Origin of the sequence: Phaeobacter sp. A36a-5a (assembly GCF_037911135.1) — a bacterium.
In the GTDB taxonomy this organism is placed as follows: Bacteria; Pseudomonadota; Alphaproteobacteria; order Rhodobacterales; family Rhodobacteraceae; genus Phaeobacter; species Phaeobacter bryozoorum.
On sequence record NZ_JBBLYU010000001.1, the window covers coordinates 2,063,330 to 2,081,655 of the forward strand.

The 18,326-nt window shown below is 56.6% G+C and carries 11 protein-coding genes and 1 tRNA gene; 7 read left to right on the forward strand and 5 right to left on the reverse strand.

Features of this window, described 5'->3' with window-relative positions; translation table 11 throughout:
• Positions 1–85: 85 nt before the first annotated feature.
• The 5 genes from WLQ66_RS09635 (at position 86) to WLQ66_RS09655 (ending at position 3,399) form a co-directional block, all read left to right on the forward strand.
• A complete protein-coding gene (locus tag WLQ66_RS09635) occupies positions 86–850 on the forward strand; it encodes a CbiX/SirB N-terminal domain-containing protein (protein WP_340546093.1) in 765 nt (254 codons plus the stop codon).
• A 230-nt stretch (positions 851–1,080) separates the two neighbouring features.
• Positions 1,081–1,154, forward strand: a tRNA-Cys gene (locus WLQ66_RS09640).
• A gap of 108 nt (positions 1,155–1,262) precedes the next feature.
• Positions 1,263–2,756 carry a DUF6538 domain-containing protein gene (locus tag WLQ66_RS09645; RefSeq protein ID WP_340546094.1) on the forward strand — a complete coding sequence of 498 codons (1,494 nt, stop codon included), beginning with the start codon at positions 1,263–1,265 and terminating at the stop codon, positions 2,754–2,756.
• 95 nt (positions 2,757–2,851) lie between these two features.
• Entirely contained in the window at positions 2,852–3,109 is a 258-nt protein-coding gene (locus WLQ66_RS09650) for a hypothetical protein (RefSeq protein ID WP_340546095.1), read from the forward strand.
• Positions 3,110–3,228: 119 nt separating this feature from the next.
• The gene (locus tag WLQ66_RS09655; RefSeq protein ID WP_340546096.1) at positions 3,229–3,399 is read left to right on the forward strand and encodes a hypothetical protein; all 171 of its coding nucleotides are present in this window, start codon (positions 3,229–3,231) and stop codon (positions 3,397–3,399) included.
• A gap of 221 nt (positions 3,400–3,620) precedes the next feature.
• Here WLQ66_RS09655 and WLQ66_RS09660 read toward each other — a convergent pair whose 3' ends face one another.
• From WLQ66_RS09660 to WLQ66_RS09670, 3 genes are all read right to left on the reverse strand, one after another.
• Positions 3,621–7,010 carry a hypothetical protein gene (locus WLQ66_RS09660; protein ID WP_340546097.1) on the reverse strand — a complete coding sequence of 1,130 codons (3,390 nt, stop codon included), beginning with the start codon at positions 7,008–7,010 and terminating at the stop codon, positions 3,621–3,623.
• Positions 7,010–7,525 (reverse strand): hypothetical protein, encoded by a 516-nt coding sequence (locus tag WLQ66_RS09665; protein ID WP_340546098.1) that lies wholly within the window; start codon positions 7,523–7,525, stop codon positions 7,010–7,012. Before WLQ66_RS09665 ends, WLQ66_RS09660 begins: the two co-directional genes overlap by 1 nt.
• A gap of 387 nt (positions 7,526–7,912) precedes the next feature.
• Positions 7,913–9,391, reverse strand: a complete 1,479-nt coding sequence (locus tag WLQ66_RS09670) for a hypothetical protein (protein WP_340546099.1) — start codon at positions 9,389–9,391, stop codon at positions 7,913–7,915.
• Positions 9,392–9,995: 604 nt separating this feature from the next.
• On the opposite strand from WLQ66_RS09670, the gene WLQ66_RS09675 reads away from it, so the two are divergent.
• The gene (locus WLQ66_RS09675; protein WP_340546100.1) at positions 9,996–10,634 is read left to right on the forward strand and encodes a recombinase family protein; all 639 of its coding nucleotides are present in this window, start codon (positions 9,996–9,998) and stop codon (positions 10,632–10,634) included.
• A 1,012-nt stretch (positions 10,635–11,646) separates the two neighbouring features.
• On the opposite strand, the gene WLQ66_RS09680 is transcribed toward WLQ66_RS09675, so the two are convergent.
• Positions 11,647–13,263, reverse strand: a complete 1,617-nt coding sequence (locus WLQ66_RS09680) for a P-loop ATPase, Sll1717 family (RefSeq protein WP_340546101.1) — start codon at positions 13,261–13,263, stop codon at positions 11,647–11,649.
• Between the two features lie 587 nt (positions 13,264–13,850).
• The gene (locus WLQ66_RS09685; protein WP_340546102.1) at positions 13,851–14,633 is read right to left on the reverse strand and encodes a hypothetical protein; all 783 of its coding nucleotides are present in this window, start codon (positions 14,631–14,633) and stop codon (positions 13,851–13,853) included.
• A gap of 358 nt (positions 14,634–14,991) precedes the next feature.
• Here WLQ66_RS09685 and WLQ66_RS09690 point away from each other — a divergent pair, with 358 nt between their 5' ends.
• Entirely contained in the window at positions 14,992–18,324 is a 3,333-nt protein-coding gene (locus WLQ66_RS09690) for a glycosyltransferase family 2 protein (protein WP_340546103.1), read from the forward strand.
• The last annotated feature ends 2 nt before the right edge of the window (positions 18,325–18,326 follow it).

Genomic DNA, 18,326 nt, shown 5'->3' on the forward strand with positions numbered 1-18,326 from the left:
GCCGTAATGCCATCGAAACACCCGCAGGCGACCCGCAAGGTCGATGCCCTGCCAGCCCCCTCCTACAGCCGAAAGGCTCTTCCAGATGACCGATCCCGCCCCCCTGCCCCCACATCGCCCGACCGCCGTGATTACCGCGCATGGCCAGCCCTCCGATCCGGCACCCCAGGAACGCGCGCTGGCCGATCTGGCCGATGCCGTCGCTGCGCTGTTGCCCGACTGGGATATCCGCTCGGCCACGTTGTCCACAGCTGATCGACTGGAACAGGTGACACCAAAGGGCGCGCTGATCTATCCGTTCTTCATGGCCAACGGCTGGTTCACCGGCTCGGTGCTGCCCAAGCGGCTCCATGGGCATGATGTTCACCTGTTACCCCCCTTCGGTCTGGACCCGGCCCTGCCGGAACTGGCCTGCAAGGCGCTGGCCACGGCCTGCGAGGCACGCGGATGGTCGCTGCCCCGGACCCGCATCCTTCTGGCCGCTCATGGGTCGGCCCGGGGGCCCAAGGCCGCCGAAGCCGCCGAGGCCTTTGCAGCCGCCATGCGCCACCACCTGCCGGGCACGGATCTGGTCACAGGCTATGTCGAGGAAGATCCGCGTATCGCGGACGCCGCCCGCGATCTTGCAGCGGCCAAACCGGAACACCCGACCCTCTGCCTGCCGTTCTTTGCACAATCCGGCGAACACGTCCGCGACGACATCCCCGAGGCGCTGGCCGATGCCAGTTATCCCGGCGACATATTGCCCGTGCTCGGGGCGCTGCCCGGCGTCCCCCAGCTGATCGCCGACGCCCTAAGGCAGGCTCTCCTCGGACCAAACCCGGCAGCAGACAAAGCCGGTCGGATCTGACCAAACCCGCCCGCAGCCCGGCGTAACCGTCCCCCGTTGCGACACCCGGCAGGGCTGCCGACAGCCACCAAGGCAGCCTGCCCCGCTGGCGCCCCCGGCAGATCGACACTCAAAGCGGCACTCCAGCCCATTGCGGCCGCAGAATTTTTCAAAATTTCCCGCCGGTTCTGCGCACGCCCCCTTGCACCGTCCCCCGGCATGTGATTAATCACGCCTCACACCACCGGTAAGGCGAGTTGGCGGAGTGGTGACGCAGCGGATTGCAAATCCGTGTACACCGGTTCGATTCCGGTACTCGCCTCCACATGTCCATATGGACCTTATTTCCTTGATAATATAGTCAGAAAGTCTCTGAAGGGACTAGGACTGACATTATGCCTGACACTACAGGCGACATTATCCGAGAGGTGAGATGTTGAATTGGCATGCCGCCAGAGTGAGCCGCCGAGGCCAGAAATACTATGTTGTACTAACCGTCCCGAAAGAGGCACGAGCCGCCGTGGGAAGTACGCAACTGAGGATTTCTACCGGCACCTCTGATCTTAAGGAAGCAGAGAAGAAACGCTGCGACCTTGAACTGCAGATGCGCCAACAGATCCTGAGGAAGGTTCAAGAGAACCGGCTTTCAGCAAGAGACAGTGCATTTCAGACAGCAGTAAGAGAACTGGGCCTCACTGACGTGAGCTACCTATTTCCGTATTGCCAGAAAATTGGCGACGTCGTCCCTCAAACCCTGGCTGATGCACCCCCCAAAGACCGCTATTCAGCCAATAAGGCCATACAGGAACTGTCAAAGGCTGAGACAGAGATACGCCTCGCCTCACTTCATCCTGAAGATCCCTCCAGGCAATTGATGCTGCTGGAACGCTTTGACATGAAGCCACCATCTCCTGACAAGGCCGCCGAACTCGTCGCGAACGCGAAGCAGGAGTTGGAACGCTCCTTTGGCGATAGCAAACCCACAGTCACCTTGAGTAGCTACCTTGGTGCATTTGAAAGCTCACTGAACCGTCGCGTAGAAAACGGGAACTTGCAGGAGAAAACCAGCAATTCAAGACTAAAGAACATTGGACAGTTCATCGACGTGGTTGGAGATCTCGAACTGACGGAACTAGAGGCAAAACACGCGTATCAGTTTGCAAAGCAACTTGAAGCCGACGGAAAAGCACACAGAACAATTCAGACCCGTATCAGCGACGTCACGACCATGCTGACCGAGGCCGTCCAAGATGGCGAACTTAAGACTAATCCGTTCAACGGCCTCAAGCTCGCAAGGTTCGGCAAAACGGGTCGAAACTATACCCCGCTAAACGACCGCCAATTGGAAGCCCTATTCTCAATCCGTGACCTACCTAAAGATGTGCGGGACATCTGGGCAGTCCTGATTTGCACGGGGATGCGCCTTGATGAGGCCGCGCTATGTAGGGTTCGGCAGGTCAGTGAGCGAGACGGAATTCTCTTTATAGATTTGCGCGACGCACGAGTGAAGAACGAGGGGTCGCGAAGGGAGGTTCCAGTTTGCGACACACTAGCGCCGCTAATCCGCGCAAGGGTAAAGGACAAAAAATCTGACGAGCGGCTTTTCGGGTTCTCCATCAAATCAGACGGGAAGAGCCGCGCCTCAGAGCAGTGTAGCTACTGGCTACCGCTGGCAAACTTGCCCAAGTTCGCAGACAGCCCAGACGGACTCTATGCAACGCACTCCCTGCGCGGAACGTTCAAGGACAAGTTGCGTGACGCAGAAGTCAATTTCGAGGTCAACAATGCAATTCTTGGCCATGATCAGCACACCGTGTCTGCGACCTACGGAAGAGGCCCCAGCCTGCAAGCCAAGAAAGAAGCAGTAAACCGACCAATCCACCGCTATCTGGAGTGGATCTCAGAAGATTATCCGGCCCTGAGTTAGCGTCAGCAGAATTCACCGCTATCGACTACCCGGCCCGCCACATGCGGGAGCCGGACGAACCATTGCAACCAAAGCAACCATGAAAGGAAATATGAATGTCAATCACCGCTGCAGACCGCCAAGAAGCCATCTTCCGCCTGATCTACCCTCAGACAGTTGCCGCATATCACGGAGTAGAGGCTCTGGAACAGCAAGCCAAAGCCCTGCTTCGATCCATTTCGACCACGCGTAGAATTGCCGGTGTTCTATCTGGCAACGAGGAACAGCAGGAACGATGCCGGAAGGTACAAGCCGTCCTGACTGAGTTGTCGGAGGCGTGTTCGAAGGCGCGTCACAATTTCGGACAGATCTGATTTCGAGTGCATGCAAAGCAGGTCCAATCAAAGGCGACAGCGTCTGCCGCATAGCAAAGGTACGGCGGAGACCTGTGTCTCGCCCCCACTCCCATTAAGCTGAAAAGGAAACAAACTAGATGCCTACACCAAATGAAAAAATCGACCAACCCCTGTCGATGCGCGGCCCCAAGACCGTAGTCGATCGCTTCAAGGTCATGGCCAAAAGTGAGCGATACTCGCAGTGGGAATTTCTCGAAATCCTGATGGATCGGTTCGAGGAGACCGGCGGGTTTCACCCCGACAAATAGCACGTCGCAGCCCCTGTCACCGCACCCCAGAAGCAGGAGCGAAAACAGACAGAGGTTGTGACACTGGCGCAATACACATTCCAAATGATGAATGTATCATAGGTGCTGGCCAAGGATCGCCCCCACCGTCGAAGTGGGGGTTTTTTTGATGTGACAGAAACTACAAATCGGAGCGGGGACGGGTTCCGTGCATCAAAACAGACACAATCCTTGTCACAACCTCATCGAAGCCAGTCAGCGGCCTCCTGAACACCCCGACTGACACCCGACATGAACCCATTCATCTCCCGCAGAACGTCCAGTTCCTCGTCATCATCCTCGCCTGTCACGCCGTAGTAGAAGCCCCGCGTTAGAAACTTGGCGTAAGCATCGATCTTTGCCATGTCACGAGGGGCCTTGTTCACTTCCCGCGCCAATCGCAGGAACTCGTTGGGGTCCATCAAAATGTTGTCCGTGACCTGGTGAAACACCTCATCGGGCCGCATGACGTCGAGAAACGCGCGAAACACGGTTCGGGCCTGCGTAGCTCCCCTGCTGAGCGGTCCAACGAGGACATTGATCATCCGGTTGGTGCTTTCCGCAGCAGCTCGTCCGTAGCTCTGTGCGTTGGCCCCCCGGATCGGTTTGGCTCGTGATGCGGAGCTGGTCTGCTGGGCAATCTCGGAAAGACCTCTGATGGTCTGCATCACCTCTGGGGCATCCTTGAAGATTTCATCCCCGATGCGGAACAGGGCCGTCTGATCGTTGCTGGCACGGACGATGTTTCGACCTGAGACCGCATTTACACCGCCGGTCCCCTGGGCCGGGTTGATCAGAGCCTCTCGCAAATGGCGGCTGTAGGTGGTTTGCAAACCGCGTTCCAGGATCGCCCGTCGACCGGCTGGCAAGCCGTCCATATGGCCCCGAAGCTTTTGCAGGGTACCCACAGCTTCCTTGGATCGGAAAATACCCTCAAACGAGGCCGTGGCGTTAGTCGTCGTCGCCATATCAGCCCCTGCAAAGAAGGTGGACAGCTCCCCCTTCAGGATCTCGTTTTGTCGTCGTTCAGCCTGCGCCGCAGCCTGTTCCAGCTCCTGGGCAAGCTGGGTCTTGTTGCGGCTCCCATCCTGCATAGCGCGAATGAACTGGTCGAGCTGATCCGCCTGTTCTGGGGCCACTTCTCGTAGCGCCTCAAGCTTCGGCAGCATCCGGGTTTGCAGATCCCCCAGCGTGGACGCATCCAGGCCCCTCAGTCTGATTTCGGTGCCGTAGCTGTTGACCACGTCGAGCGATAGGTAGTTGGCAACCAGGCCATCGCCCTGCCCCGATTTCAATGCACCCTCAAGGCTTCGCAGCTCCGCCGGGTTGGCCTCACTCAAAGCCCCTCGCAACAGCTTATCGGAACGGATCCCGTAATCAACGCCGCTGCCGGTGCGGCCAAGTGTGCCTTCGTAAATCTCTGCGTATCTGGCCCCTACGCCTTCACGGAACAGCGGCGCAAATTCTTCCTCATAGAAGCGTTTAGCCTCTCGCGCTGCCTGGGCAATTTCCGGGTTCGACTTGGCCACCTGGTCGACCATATCGCCGTCTATGAAGGCAATCAGATCACGGGTCAGTTTCCCAGCGCTGCGTGTACTTGGATTGGCAAAAAGATCCTGGGCAAGCCCGGACAATGCAGGTCGCAATTCCCGCTGGAACCACCCGAAATCCTTGCCATTTTGAGCCATCCACTCAGAGAAGCCAGAAACCCCACCGCCACGGGGATCACGAGCCGATTGGACAGTGGCCAGGAAGTCGTAGATGGGGCTTTGGTCGCGAAGATATCGCTGGCTGTTCATCACCTCATCCGTCGCCAGGACGCTGAACCGGGACACGACCGAAGAGGCGTCAACAGATCCGCCCTGGATACGGCTGTACAGCTCATCCTTGCGGGCCTTCATGGTGGTGTAGCCAGTTTCCAGAGCCTCTTGCATGGCACGGATGTTTTCGCCAACTGGCGCGGTTACCTCTGTCCCGACCACGTCTCCCAGGCGCTTCACCAGGTCCGGCAAAGTCGGGTCAGAGGATGCATCGGATAGGGCGTTGCGAGTGGCATGGTCATAAGCTGCACGGGCCTCATCAACAGACGCAAATGCGCTATCCCGTGCCTCTCTACCTATTTGGGCGAAACCATCCGCAGCGCCGTCCAGCGTGGCGACCTGGGCAGCGGCATCGCCACCACCCAAAACGCGGGCTTGCTGGTCGAGCTGATCGGCCAAGGTGTCAGCGGCAGAGGTCCGAGAGGCTGCAAACCCTGTCAATTCTGGATTGTTGGCGAACCCGGCGGCGGTGCCTGCAATACGATTGCGCATCAGACGTTCATTCTCTGGAACCCCGCGCAACATGGCGCTGAAAGTGTCCAGCGTCGTAGTGACAGTTTCCTCTGCGTTCGTCAGGCTCTTGACCACCGCATCTTTGTTATCGGCTACCATCTGGGCGATATCTTCCACGACTGCTTGCCGCTCTACCGACGCGGTGGCGGTGTCGATCCCGGAGACCTTGCCGATGATGTCCCAGAAAACGTCCTTTTCCATCGCGTTTGGGCTGGTGACGTGCCGGTAACTCTCGATGATCTTCGCGCCGGTCGCTCCCCAGACTTGCCGCCCGGTCCACGACAATCCGGCCATCGTGGATCCCAGAGCCACGCCCTCGATCATGGTGTTCATTCGGTGGCGGAGAACTTCTTCCGCCTGGTCCGGGTTGGTGGGATCAACACCACGAGAGAAAAGCAGGTCTTCGTCGGAACTCACCGTCGATGCAGCAGCGGCTTCAGTAGCAAGGAAACCGGAAATGCGGGCAGCAATTTTGGGGACCAAGGCCATGCCGCGTGTGATCGCTGCGATACCTGCCCCACCATACACGGAGAAGGCCACAGGAGCGGCAAAATCTGCAATCAGGCTGTCTACCGTGCTGTGGCTCGTATCGTAGTCCAGGGACGCTCTGCGGGCGTCTGAGAGCAAATCTGTTCCGAAGGCCTTATCCAGGGCGGCGGCCCCCGCCTCTGTAGCGGCACCATAACTCTCTTGGAAACCCCGGTGCAGGTTCTGGCCAACAGAAACCGTGGCAGGCGGATCAGAGACGTTATCGCGCCATGCATCTGCCAGGGTCACATCGGTGAACGGGGCTTTGGCGGCGTCCCAGAGCAATCCGCCGATGCTGGTGTCGGCCTCTGGTACGGGAATGATCTTGCGCTGGCCAGTGGTAGGGTCGGTGAAGCTGGCCCCCGCCAGTCCATGTTCTACTCGCGGATTTTCGGTCAGTGTTTTGTAACTCTGCATCGCCTCTTCGAAGGTCATCCCATCCCACATGCGAGAATGGATGGACGCAGGATCCATCTGCCCAGGTACCGGGATGCCCAATTCACGGAGCTGGTCTCCGGTCAGAGTAACCCGACTAGGTCCCGCCGCCCGCTTCTGCACTGGCGGTCTAGGCTGTTCGACCGGATCCGGCGCGGACGGCAGAGGGATCCCCAACTCTTTCAGCTCCTCGCCGGTATATGTGCGACGACCCGTGGGGGTCGCCGGTTTATCTTCTTCCTGCTCGCCAGGGACTGGGATACCCATAGCGCGGAGCTGTGCTGCAGTGTAGCTCATCAGGCTGCAATCCCCCCGTACTCCGCGCCAGTCAGGAGGCCCACAGCGATCAGCCACCCCACCATTGGTTCTAGCGACCGGATACGCGGGGCGTGACTGCGACCTCGTTCATCGGCACCGGCGGCGTACAGCTCAATCCAATTTCGATGCGCGAAGACCCGGATGACGTTTTTCACACTGGGTGCCTTCAGATTGCTGAACCGCTGCCCCCGCTTATACAGCCCCTCACCGAATGGGATTGCGAGATGTCGGGGCGTATGAGGGCTGTTCTTTTCGATTTGCACGAGACCGTCGATGATCGGGCAAGCTGCGGCGATGAAGGACGGGGCGTGGGCGGTACGGAGATTTGGGAATTTGCCGTAGTTCACGGATTTGCCGCCTGCTGTCTGGGCATAGACCGTTTCTCCGACAGCTTCCCATGCCTTTTCATCATCTCGGAACCCGGCGAAAAGCGTCTCTGCGGCGGCTGTGACCTTTGATTTGTACTCCGGGGTGCCGAAAACGTGCGGGTTCATGCAGGCGTCGCCAGGTAGGTGTGGGACGCAGTTGCCCCAGCCTGAAGCGGGGCCAGTGTTGGATTTGGTCATTGGGTTGGTCCTATTGGGGTTTGGGGGTTGGCCCCAGGCACCCGCTCACCAGGAAGGAGGACGCGCCACACGGTCAGGCACAACTAATGCGCCGCTTGTGCCGGTGGGCTGAACGATGTGAGAGGTGCGAGACAGACGGATTTAATGGCCGGTTGCGGCGCTAGCGTCTGTGTCTCTGCTGGGGGGTTCGGAAGGGCGATGTGTTTTCGCTGCCTTCCCCAATATCATACCATAGGGGGCCTATTTTGTCAAGCTTTTTCAGGGGTATGGTTCGCACCCCTAACTGTACGTTTAACTAGGCAGGTAGCCCCCGGATCAGCCCGTCGCACCCCTATTTATCTGGACACCACCCACACCAAACAGATCTTGAAACGCATCCGACATAACGCCCTTGAGCAGATCGGCCTTGGCTGATTTCACGATAAAACTGTCGTGGATCGGGATCGCAGCCACCCCTTGATCCAACAAGACAGAGAGAACCCGCAGCGCCAATCGGCTGTCTTTCGCCTGGAGTTCTGCCCACGCCTCATCCATGCCCAAGGCTTCGGGAGACAGACCCTCGTGGCGTGTCCAGAAGGCGTCATACATCCGCTCTGCCATGTCCATTGGTTCACCTTCTGCTTTCCGTCGATATCGGCCCTGCTGTCTCAGCGCATAGCGGATCGCGTTAATGGCCTCCGCCCGGCCTGAGCTGCCTACGGACCGGATAAGAACCATCTTCATGTCCGAACGATCAAATCCAGGCACATCGTACAGATCGGCATCATCGGGAATGGCTTTGCCCGCGTGGGCGTACAACAATGACATCTGCATCCCACTATAGTCCAGCTCGACCGTGGAGCTGCCATCAATTTTAAGGGTGCCACGGAGGTATGCCGGGATCTGTTGGACCCAATGACCATAGAGGCGGCCAGCACGGCCATCTTCCTCACTGAACACGCGGTACAGATCTTTTGACCCTCCCGTCTGGTACCGTCGACGCCCAGTCGTGAAGTCAAAGCTGCTTTCGTAAGCTCGGTAATCGGGGAAAGTGACCTGGAGCCGCTGGCGACGGAGTAGCTTGTTCAAGGCCGGTAGGACCGCTTCGTCAGAGTCCAATGGCCGATGGATCACGGTGACCTGGTTGCCGTGGCGTAGGCGCAGGAGCTGGTCGTCGGGGATGGCTTTTGCGCGACCCAGACCGGTTGGATGGCCGTGGAAAATTAGGCCACAGGATAGCATCCAGTCCTTGAAGATCCCCAGCGGTCTGATGCGGGTTCTTAGGCGGATGTCGTTGTCGGCGTCCCCCACCCACATGGGTACAAATTCCAACCAGCCACGGTAGGCCAGCCAGATCACGAGGTTTCTGAACGCGGTATGGCTGATTTCTTCGAGGGCTTTGCCCTTTGCGAACTGCGCCTTGTCCAAGGTGATCGCCACATAAGACTGGCGCAGCACCTTCCCCTTTTCATCCGTGCGGGCGGGCGTGGACGCAATGAAAGCCAGAGAGTGCAAAAGAACTTCTGCGGCACGGACATGAGGTTCCGATCGCGCTTTGGCCATGTCGGGTACGACTGGCTTTTTCTTACCCGGAACATCGAGAGATTTGCCGGTTGCTGCCTTTAGGCGGGCATCACGACGAAGATCACGAAGCAGGTCAGAAGATGCTGCCGACAGACGCTCCCGGTAGACCTGGTCTCCCCGGATTTCCGTCAGCAAAGGAATGCTGTCCCGTGGATCGAGTGGCAGCTTCACGGCGGGCCGGTGCTGAATGAGTTCTGGCGCGTTTTCAATGAGGTGATCGTCGGCGGTCATTTCGGCGGCTCCCTATTACGGAGGGGGGGATATACTACCAATATTACTCAGTCAACTTTTCTCGAAATAGCCATATAAATAAGGCAAATATGAACTTACACTAAACTCGACATTGGCCCAGATCCGCGCCGCCATCCGCCAGCTTCGAGGTCAGACCCCGACCCGTCCAACCAAGTTGACAGAGTTGAAAACCCAATCTCAGGTCGGGGCTGTATACGATACCGGAGGTACCCCCCGGTGGCACTCGCCCGCCCCCCCCTTTCACGAGACCGCAAACAAACCCGCCGTGACCTCGGACACCCAGCAACAGGCACAGAGACGCAGACCAGGCAATCGCTGCAGCACCCCGCGCGGAGCCTCCGTTTCTTTTGCCGCCGAAATTCTCCGCACCTGTTTGATCTACAACAGCGCAGACCAGAAGACGGCCTCATAGGCTGCACCCCATCAAGTCCGGCAGGTAATCCTACCGGCCAGAAACGATGTTCACAGGGTATACCTTAACGAACAACGCAGAACCCCGTGCATGAGTTGCTCATTAGGGCTTGATCTCCCTTGTGAACACCCTTAATCAAAGAACACAACCCTTATGAACAGGTGATTTGAAATGAGCCAGACAATCCTTTACGCCCGCGTCAGCACCACAGAGCAAACCATTGAACACCAGGAAGCCCAGGCGGTCGCAGCAGGGTTTCAGATTGATGAGGTGATCGCGGACGATGGTACATCAGGCGTATCCACCCGGCTAGCAGAGCGGCCCGAAGGTAAAAGGCTGTACGACAAGCTGCGCAAGGGTGATGTGCTGGTGGTACGCTGGGTGGACCGGCTGGGCCGGAACTATCAAGACGTCACAGATACCATCAGGTATTTCATGAAGAAGGGCATCGTGATCCGCACCGTGATCAACAACATGACCTTCGACGGAGAAACTACCGACCCGATGCAAGAGGCTGTGAGAGACGCTCTGATCGGGTTCATGGCCGCGACGGCACAGGCACAGGCGGAAGCCACAAAAGAGGCCCAGAAGGCTGGCATAGCCCATCACAAGGCGACTTCCCCAGAGAAGTTCCGTGGACGTAAGCCCGCATTCACACGCGAGCAGTTTGACCAGGCACAGATTCTCCTGGCTGCAGGTCAGGGGCATTCGGCAATCGCCAAGGCCACGGGGATGAACCGGAACGCTGTTATTCGTATCGCCAAGGATCCAGCGAAGGCGGAGGCCGGCCTCTTGCGCTGGGGTCTCTGAGCCATTCACTGGACGCACCTCCCTCGCAGTAGGGAAATTCGTTGCAGCAATGTCACTCGACCAAATCGGTCAGGTCACGGAGAACTGGTTACTTTCTCCGTTCCAGCCACCGAGAAATGAAGTGCCACAGGACACACGCCAAGAGACTGACCAAAAGCGAGACGAAGGCTTCCAGAAGCATTGTTCCTCCAATGTCATGAATGCCGCTGCTTAGAACGCAAAAAACCCCCAGGTTTCCCTAGGGGCTTTCGTTCAGGCGCAATACGGCCAACCTCAGTATGTCAAGGGGGCTAGAACTAGTCAAGCGCTAGCGTGGATGCATGGATCTTTTAGCAGGCTCTGGGGGCTGATTAAGGGTGTACTACAGCACCGTGAGGGGGGCTGACGGAAAAAACATAGGGGTGTATGCAGTAAATAGGGGTGTATGCAGTAAGTAGGCAACGACCTACGAAACTTGTATATTGAAGCCATGCGTATTTGTCGCATCCTTGAGAGAGCAGCAGCAAGCCTGATTCCCAGGTTTGGTTATGCGCAGCTCACCCAATGGTTTGATGAGTAATTGACCACTATATAGCGGCCACCGTCCGGGACAACGATTGGTGCCTGACGCACCGGACAGATAGCAACTTCGGCTAGGGTCGGTATAAGGATGTCGGACCCTCAATTGTGTTCATGGCATGTCGTCGTGTCGTCTTTCAAGGGAAGTGTTTTGTTTCTCGGATACCAGACATTTTTGGCGATACTTAGCCCACAGCTTAACTCAGCCATCGAATACGATAGGTATCTTTAATGTTTAAACTCTGACCGGCAACCGCATACCCATACCGCCACCACCCCGCCGAAAGATATCCAAGGACAATCATGTGTGATTGTGGGCTTATGCTAATTCCCAACAGCGAGGAAAAAACCATACCGACGATACCGTCAAAAAGACTCCAGAAACGTTCTGTCCGGCAAGAAAAAATCGTAACACAATAGCCAATATCTAACCAGAAGCGCCGCTCCTAAAAACTCAAGAGCGAATACCCAATGCAGAATGCAACATCGGATGGACTCTAATTTTTGTTTGCGCAGTCAGATGGCTATTTGGTAGTGGCTTTTGGGTTTGAAAAAAGAACTGATACGGCAGGTTTACGTCATATTTCACTCCAACTGCCCCCATCAAATGTAGCTTTTCAATCAACAAGCACGCGAGGTCAAACGGATCTACAGACTTTGATGTAGCGTCCTCCACTAGTCTCCACAGGGAGTCTTTTGTGTGTTCTGGGACGGCAGGGAAGCAGTTAACCAAATTATCCAGCAAATCGCCAGTACAGAATTCCGCCATCTGGAACACCTCTCTTTTCCCCCTCAGAAGATCAATCAATGACCCTGCTCCAACTACGACATTCTGCCATTCTTCAATCATCGCGGTTAGCCTATTGGCGGAGTAATCCCTTTCTGCTTGGCCGAATGCCTTTCGGGTAACTGCAGTATGTCCTTCGGATGCCTCCAGGCACATATTCACAAAATTTATTATATCTCTTGGCCTCATCAAACTACGATCAAGGATTGCAGTAAACGGCTTACCTGTATTGGTAACCTTCTCACTGAATATATGCTCAAACATTACATTTTCAGAGTTATACTTCCGGCGAAAAAGGAAGTTGATCCGTTCATTAATCAACCTCTTCAATAACTTAGCATCCCAACGCAGGCGAATAATGTAGTCCTCATACTTCTCGCTCTGGAAGCCATCATTCCGCGTCTCAAGAATAACCTTTTCAAGAAGGTCTGACCTTAAAGCGACCACTGTCTTCAAGTCCCGAATTCTTCTGAGACTCTTCAGGCTCTCAATCAACGCTCTAATCAATGGATACTTAATAGAAGGGTCAATCCAATTTTCATCCAACTGATCAATTAAGATATAGCTTGGCTCCGACTTAGTAGCATGCTCGGCTAGAGTATCTATCACTTTAGCCAGGTCACTCAAAAGCTCCGGCGCAACAAATTTTCTCGCAACTCTCTGAAGTTGAGATTTCTTTTCAGAACTCAATGTTCGCACATATCCAGATCTCGCATTGAATCTTTCAACCTCTAACCCAAGCTCAGCATTTACAGTTTTCTCAAGGTTTTGAGTAATCTCTCGAATATTCTCATCCATTGAAATCCAAAATTTACTCTCCCACTTCCTCAGATACTCAACTCCCCTTTGCTTCCTCTGATCCCTCGCAAACGCTTCGAATATCTGCGAAAAAACAAATTTTGACCTCTGCTCATCAGAAACCTGAAATTTTAACCTAATAAACTCAATAAGAATTACATGCTTCCACAAAGCTTGAAAGAAAAGATCTAAATTCACATCTATCGAAATCAAAAACTGGATAACATCACTATTCCCTAGATAATCAAGGGCCATCTCATCTAATTGGATCAAGCTCGCGCTAGAGGAGTCTCGTTCAATCTTTCGAATCAACGCCGTTTTTCCGGATCCAGTGCTGCCTAGTAGCAACATCTTGGGAGACCCTGCCTGCCTGAGTTCAGAAAGCGCAGCCACGTCGACAAAGCAGTCAAACAAGAACTCCTCGTCCGCTTCAGCAGATATTTTCCCGATCCTCGAACTTGCACTAAAAATAATTGGATTAACCAAGATTCACCCCACCTAAAATAAATATTACTATAAAGTAGACAATAGATTCCAGTTTACACAAGGTACCCCCAAACCGCCACTAGTTGAAAGTAAAATGTAGACATTAACCCAACGGTGTATGCTCAAAGGCTGCAAGAGATATACATAGCAAGTGTACATTGCTAGCTTGCCCCTTCTAGAAACCGTCAAAGTCGAGCCTCGTTAGGACGCACCGTAGGTTCTCGATATCGCCCTCTCCTGGAGAGCCAAATTAGGCCACGGCCACACCAAAGCTCTCGCAAGAGCGGCATAGACCTAGACGGCATTGATTTAGGGAAACCAAAACATACGCATGAATGCGATAACGACTGACATTACCGGTGACATTTCACAATCCACCTCATAAAAATTTATATACGAAAAATCAATAACTTAAATGAAAATCAGACAAGCAGACGGACATTCCGGTACTCGCCTCCAGACGTCAGATTTGACAGCGCGATGCGCGACAGCTTTGACTGTTTTGCTCGCGTCGCCTCTGAAGGCGGATCTGGCACTTCACTCCAGGCGGTCAACTGAACTCATCGGCACTGCGCCTGCCCCCCGGATCAGGCCGATGTGGATGTCGGCACGCGCTGCCAATAGGCGGGACCGCAGGCGTTTTGTTCCAGAAACCGATAGCGGGCCGTTCGGCGGTCCGGGCTCAGGTGGACCTCCGGTGCGCTGCGCTCTTCGAAACGGTAGGGCAGCACCGAGCGCAGCTCTTGGGAATGCTCCTCAACTGCCCGGATCACCCAAGGCCGCGTGAACATGACCTCCCGTGTCGCCTCCTTGGGGCGCTGAAAGCCCTTGGAGGCCGGGAAGCTGATCTCCCCCTCGATCACGATGCCCAATGATCCGAGGAAATCGCGGTAGTCTTCCTTCAGACGTTCGACCCGGATGATGTGATCGGCGACACAGACACCGTTCACGGAGTAGACATCGAAATCCTGCGGCCAGCGACCGTCGTTGACAAATCTCTTGAAGCGCGGCTCAACCGGGCGTTCGGGGCGCCTGTTTCCCTTCCAGAAGAATGACGAGATCGCCTTTTCCCACGGGTTCCGCTCGGTGCAAACCACATCATAGTCGACGATCTGCTCGCCATATACCCGCAGCGCATCGCTGTATCTGGAATGGTTTTGCAGTTCGATGGTCTCGCCGGAATTGATATTCACGAATTGTGGGTTTTCGATCCGCGCCGCACAGTCGCCGCGCTGATATTCCTCGCGCGGGCGCAGCCTGGTGATCACATCCTGTGGCCCGCAATAGGCGCTAATGGCCAGCTCGATCGAACTGCCCGCGGTCTTGCCGGGCTTGACGTAAACAAAGTTGTGCTTGTGGCTTACAATCATTTGAACGCGCCCTGAAGGTAGGTTATCGTCCGCTTATGACATGTGGGGTCACCTCAGGCAATGATCGCAAGCAGACGGTCAAGTGGCTCCGGTAGTTAGATAAAAACGAGTTTGAGGACGTGCGGGCGGCCTGGGCTGTCCCTGCTTAATCAGAGGGGCTCTGGTGGCGATACGCCCCTTCGCGAACCTCTCGCAGTCACGAGGATGAGTGTCGAACGGGGCATTGCCGGACAGAAAATCGTTTTGCAGGCTCAGCTTTGCAGCTGGCAGCGGTCGCGCGTCGGATCTCGCGGCCCCGGACGGTAGACCAGCGCCCCTTCGACAGTCCCAGAATAAGAATGAAGCAGTGCGAAATACTATGTCTGACCTCCCGGTAATCGCCTCCCTCTGGATTGGTGGCAATCTCAGCTATCTTGAGCAAACCTGTCTGAAATCCTTTGCCGATCACGGGCATCGCACCCTGCTCTATACCTACGAGACGGTCGACAACTGCCCGCCGGGTGTCGAGCTGATGGATGCAAACCGGATTTTCCCGGCGTCGGATTTCATCCGCCACAAGGTCTCCGGCTCGCCTGCGGTTCATGCCGACGCCTTTCGCTACAAGATGATTTCCATGCAGAATGTGATCTGGGTGGATGCCGATGTTCTTTGCGTCAAACCCTGGGATTTTCAGGACCAATGGGTCTTTGGCTGGGAAAAACCGGGACGGCTGGTCTGTAATGCAGTTCTGGGATTGCCCCGGTTTTCGCGGACGCTACAGCGGTTGAACACATTCTGCGAAAACGAATACCCGATCCCGCCCTGGGTCAAGGGCGAGGAACGCGCGGCCCTGGAGGCGGCTCATGCGGCTGGCAACCCGGTTCATGTCTCCGAATTGAAATGGGGCGTCTGGGGGCCGTCGGCGCTGACCTATTTCCTGAATGAAACCGGTGAGATGGCGCATGTGAAACCGCAGATGGCCTTCTTTCAGATCTCTTTCAAAGAACGCCGGAACCTGCTGTCACCGGGCTATACCGTAGAGAAGAAGATCGACGAGGGCTGCTATGGTGTGCATCTGTGGAACCGTCGGCTGAGCCGACGCCTGATCACCCATGAAGGCGGCATTCCTCATCCCGACAGCTATCTCGGCCGCGCGCTGGTCCGGCATGATATCGACGCCGCCGCCGCACCGATCCCGGACCGGCCCCCACAGGGCAAACCCACTCAGGCCGAACTTGCCAAAGCCGCGGCTGCAACCGCAAAAACCCCGGCTCCGGCGCCACGGGCAGCAGCACAACAGACCGCGCATCCCCTGCTCAAAATGCCGCTGGATCGTCTCACGCAGAGCGCCCATTACCAGCGGGCGATCGACAATCTGGAGCTGCGGACCGAAACACTCGGGGATCGCCTCGCGCCGCTGGCAGAGCCGGTTTCCCACGACAATATCCTGATCCTCACCTCGATGAAGAACGAGGCCCCGTTCATTCTGGAGTGGATCGCCTATCACAAGGCAATCGGGGCGAAACACTTCCTGATCTACACCAACGACTGCCGCGACAATACCGATGAAATGCTGGACCGTCTGGCAGAACTGGGGCTGGTCACCCGCGTTGACAATCCCTGGGATCCGGCCTCCGGCAAGAAGCCCCAGCATGTCGCGCTGGAGGACGCCATGAGACAGCCTGCCTTCAAGGCTGCGGATTGGGTTTTGACCATTGATGTCGATGAATTTGTGAACATCCATGTCGGTGACGGCAGATTTGCCGATCTGTTCAGGGCCGCTGGCGATCCGAATGTGATCTCCTTTACCTGGAAATTCTTCGGCAATGGCGGGGTTGGCACCTATGAAGACCGCCCCATTATCGAACAGTTCACCCGCTGCGCGCCCGAGTTCATCCCAAAACCCAGGCTTGGCTGGGGGTTCAAGAGCATGGTGCATAAATCCGCGCCCTACACCAAGATAGGCGTTCACCGCCCGCTGAAGATCGACAACGAAGACAACGTCTCGCAGGTGCGCTGGGTCAACGGGTCCGGGCGCGTCATGCCTGATATGCTGCTCACCAACAACGGCTGGCGCTCCACCAAACGCTCGCTTGGCTATCGGATGGCGACACTGAACCACTATGTGCTGCGGTCGGCCGACAGTTTCCTGGTGAAACGGGATCGTGGGCGGATCAACCATACCGAGCAGGATCAGGGGATCGACTATTGGGCGCGCCGCAACTACGCCTCGGAAACCGACGGGCGGATGCTCAATCGCCTGCCGATGATGCGGGCCGAACTGGATCAGCTGATGGTGGATCCGCAGCTGGCACGCCTGCACAGAGAGGCCGTGCAATGGCATAGGGCCAAAATCGACGATCTGAAATCTCAGCCGGAATACGCCAATCTATATGAAAACCTGACCGAGGTCGCGCGCCCGGATGCGATCTACCTCACCAAGCTTGAGGATCAGGCCGAGGCAGGCACCCCGGCAGGTGTGCAGATCCCCGAACCGGAGGCGCTGCTGCTCTCTCCCGCCCAGATCAAGGCCAAGACCCGGCTGCTGAAAGAGATGGTGCAGGGCAAGATCCGCGTTGCGGACCTGAAAACACGCGAGGCCGAGCTGGGAGCCGATATCGATATCGCCGACCTCGCCCAGAAGATGCAGCGCCCCTCTGCGCCTGCGCCTGCCGTCGTCGCGCCTGCCCCGGCGCCTGCCAGCCGCGTGGTCACGATCGCGCCGGCCGCTACCAATGCCCAGATCAAAAATCAGGGCGCCCTTGATCGTTCCGCCGTCAGGCGTCCGGACGCGCCGGACAGCGCCCAACCGATGACCGGTGATGCACGGTTCACCGACATGCGCGCCCATGCCGCCCAGCGTGCCGGCTTCTTCTGGGAGGACAAGGACAACGCGCTGTTTTACGAGCCTTCTGGCAAGCGGCTGGTGGTCAGCTTCGACAATATCCATGTCGTCCAGCAAAAGGAGGGCCAGCGCTGGCCCTGGGGTTACAAGCTGCTGTCGCAGACCATGGGCTGTTCGGTGCTTGGCGTGATCGGCGCCAAGCGGAACTGGTTCCGCAACCCCTTTGTGCATGACAGCTTTGACCAGCTGCGCGACAGCGGCTTCTTTGCACAATTTGACGAGGTTCTGTTCTATGGCGCCTCCATGGGGGCCTTTGGCGCACTCACCTATTCGCAATGCGCACCAGGCTCCAAGGTCTTTGCCATCGCGCCGCAGACCACGCTCGACCGTCGCATCCTGCCGGATGACAACCGCTGGGGCTGGACCGCGCGTCTGGATTGGGAGGACCGCTATGCGGATGCAGCGCAGGCGACCCAGTCGGCAGAGGATGTCGTGGTCCTGTACGACCCCTATTTCGCGCCGGATGTGGAACAGGTGAACCGGCTCACAGGTGACAATATCCGCAAGATGAGGATGCCGTTCTTCGGCCACCAGCTGCCACAGGCGCTGGCCAATATGAACATCCTCAAACCGATGCTGAACGAAATCTGCGAGGGCCGTTTCACCTCCCAACGGTTCTACCAACTGCTGCGCGCGCGTCGCGATCTGCCCCGATACCAGCACGACCTCCTGATGAAGGCCGAGGAGAAAAACCACAGGAAACTGGCCATTCAGGTCTGCGAATACACGCTGAAGAAACGCAATGCGAAAAACATTCGCAACTCGCTGGAACGGCTGCGTGCCGAACTCGCCGAGGCAGAGGGCTAGGT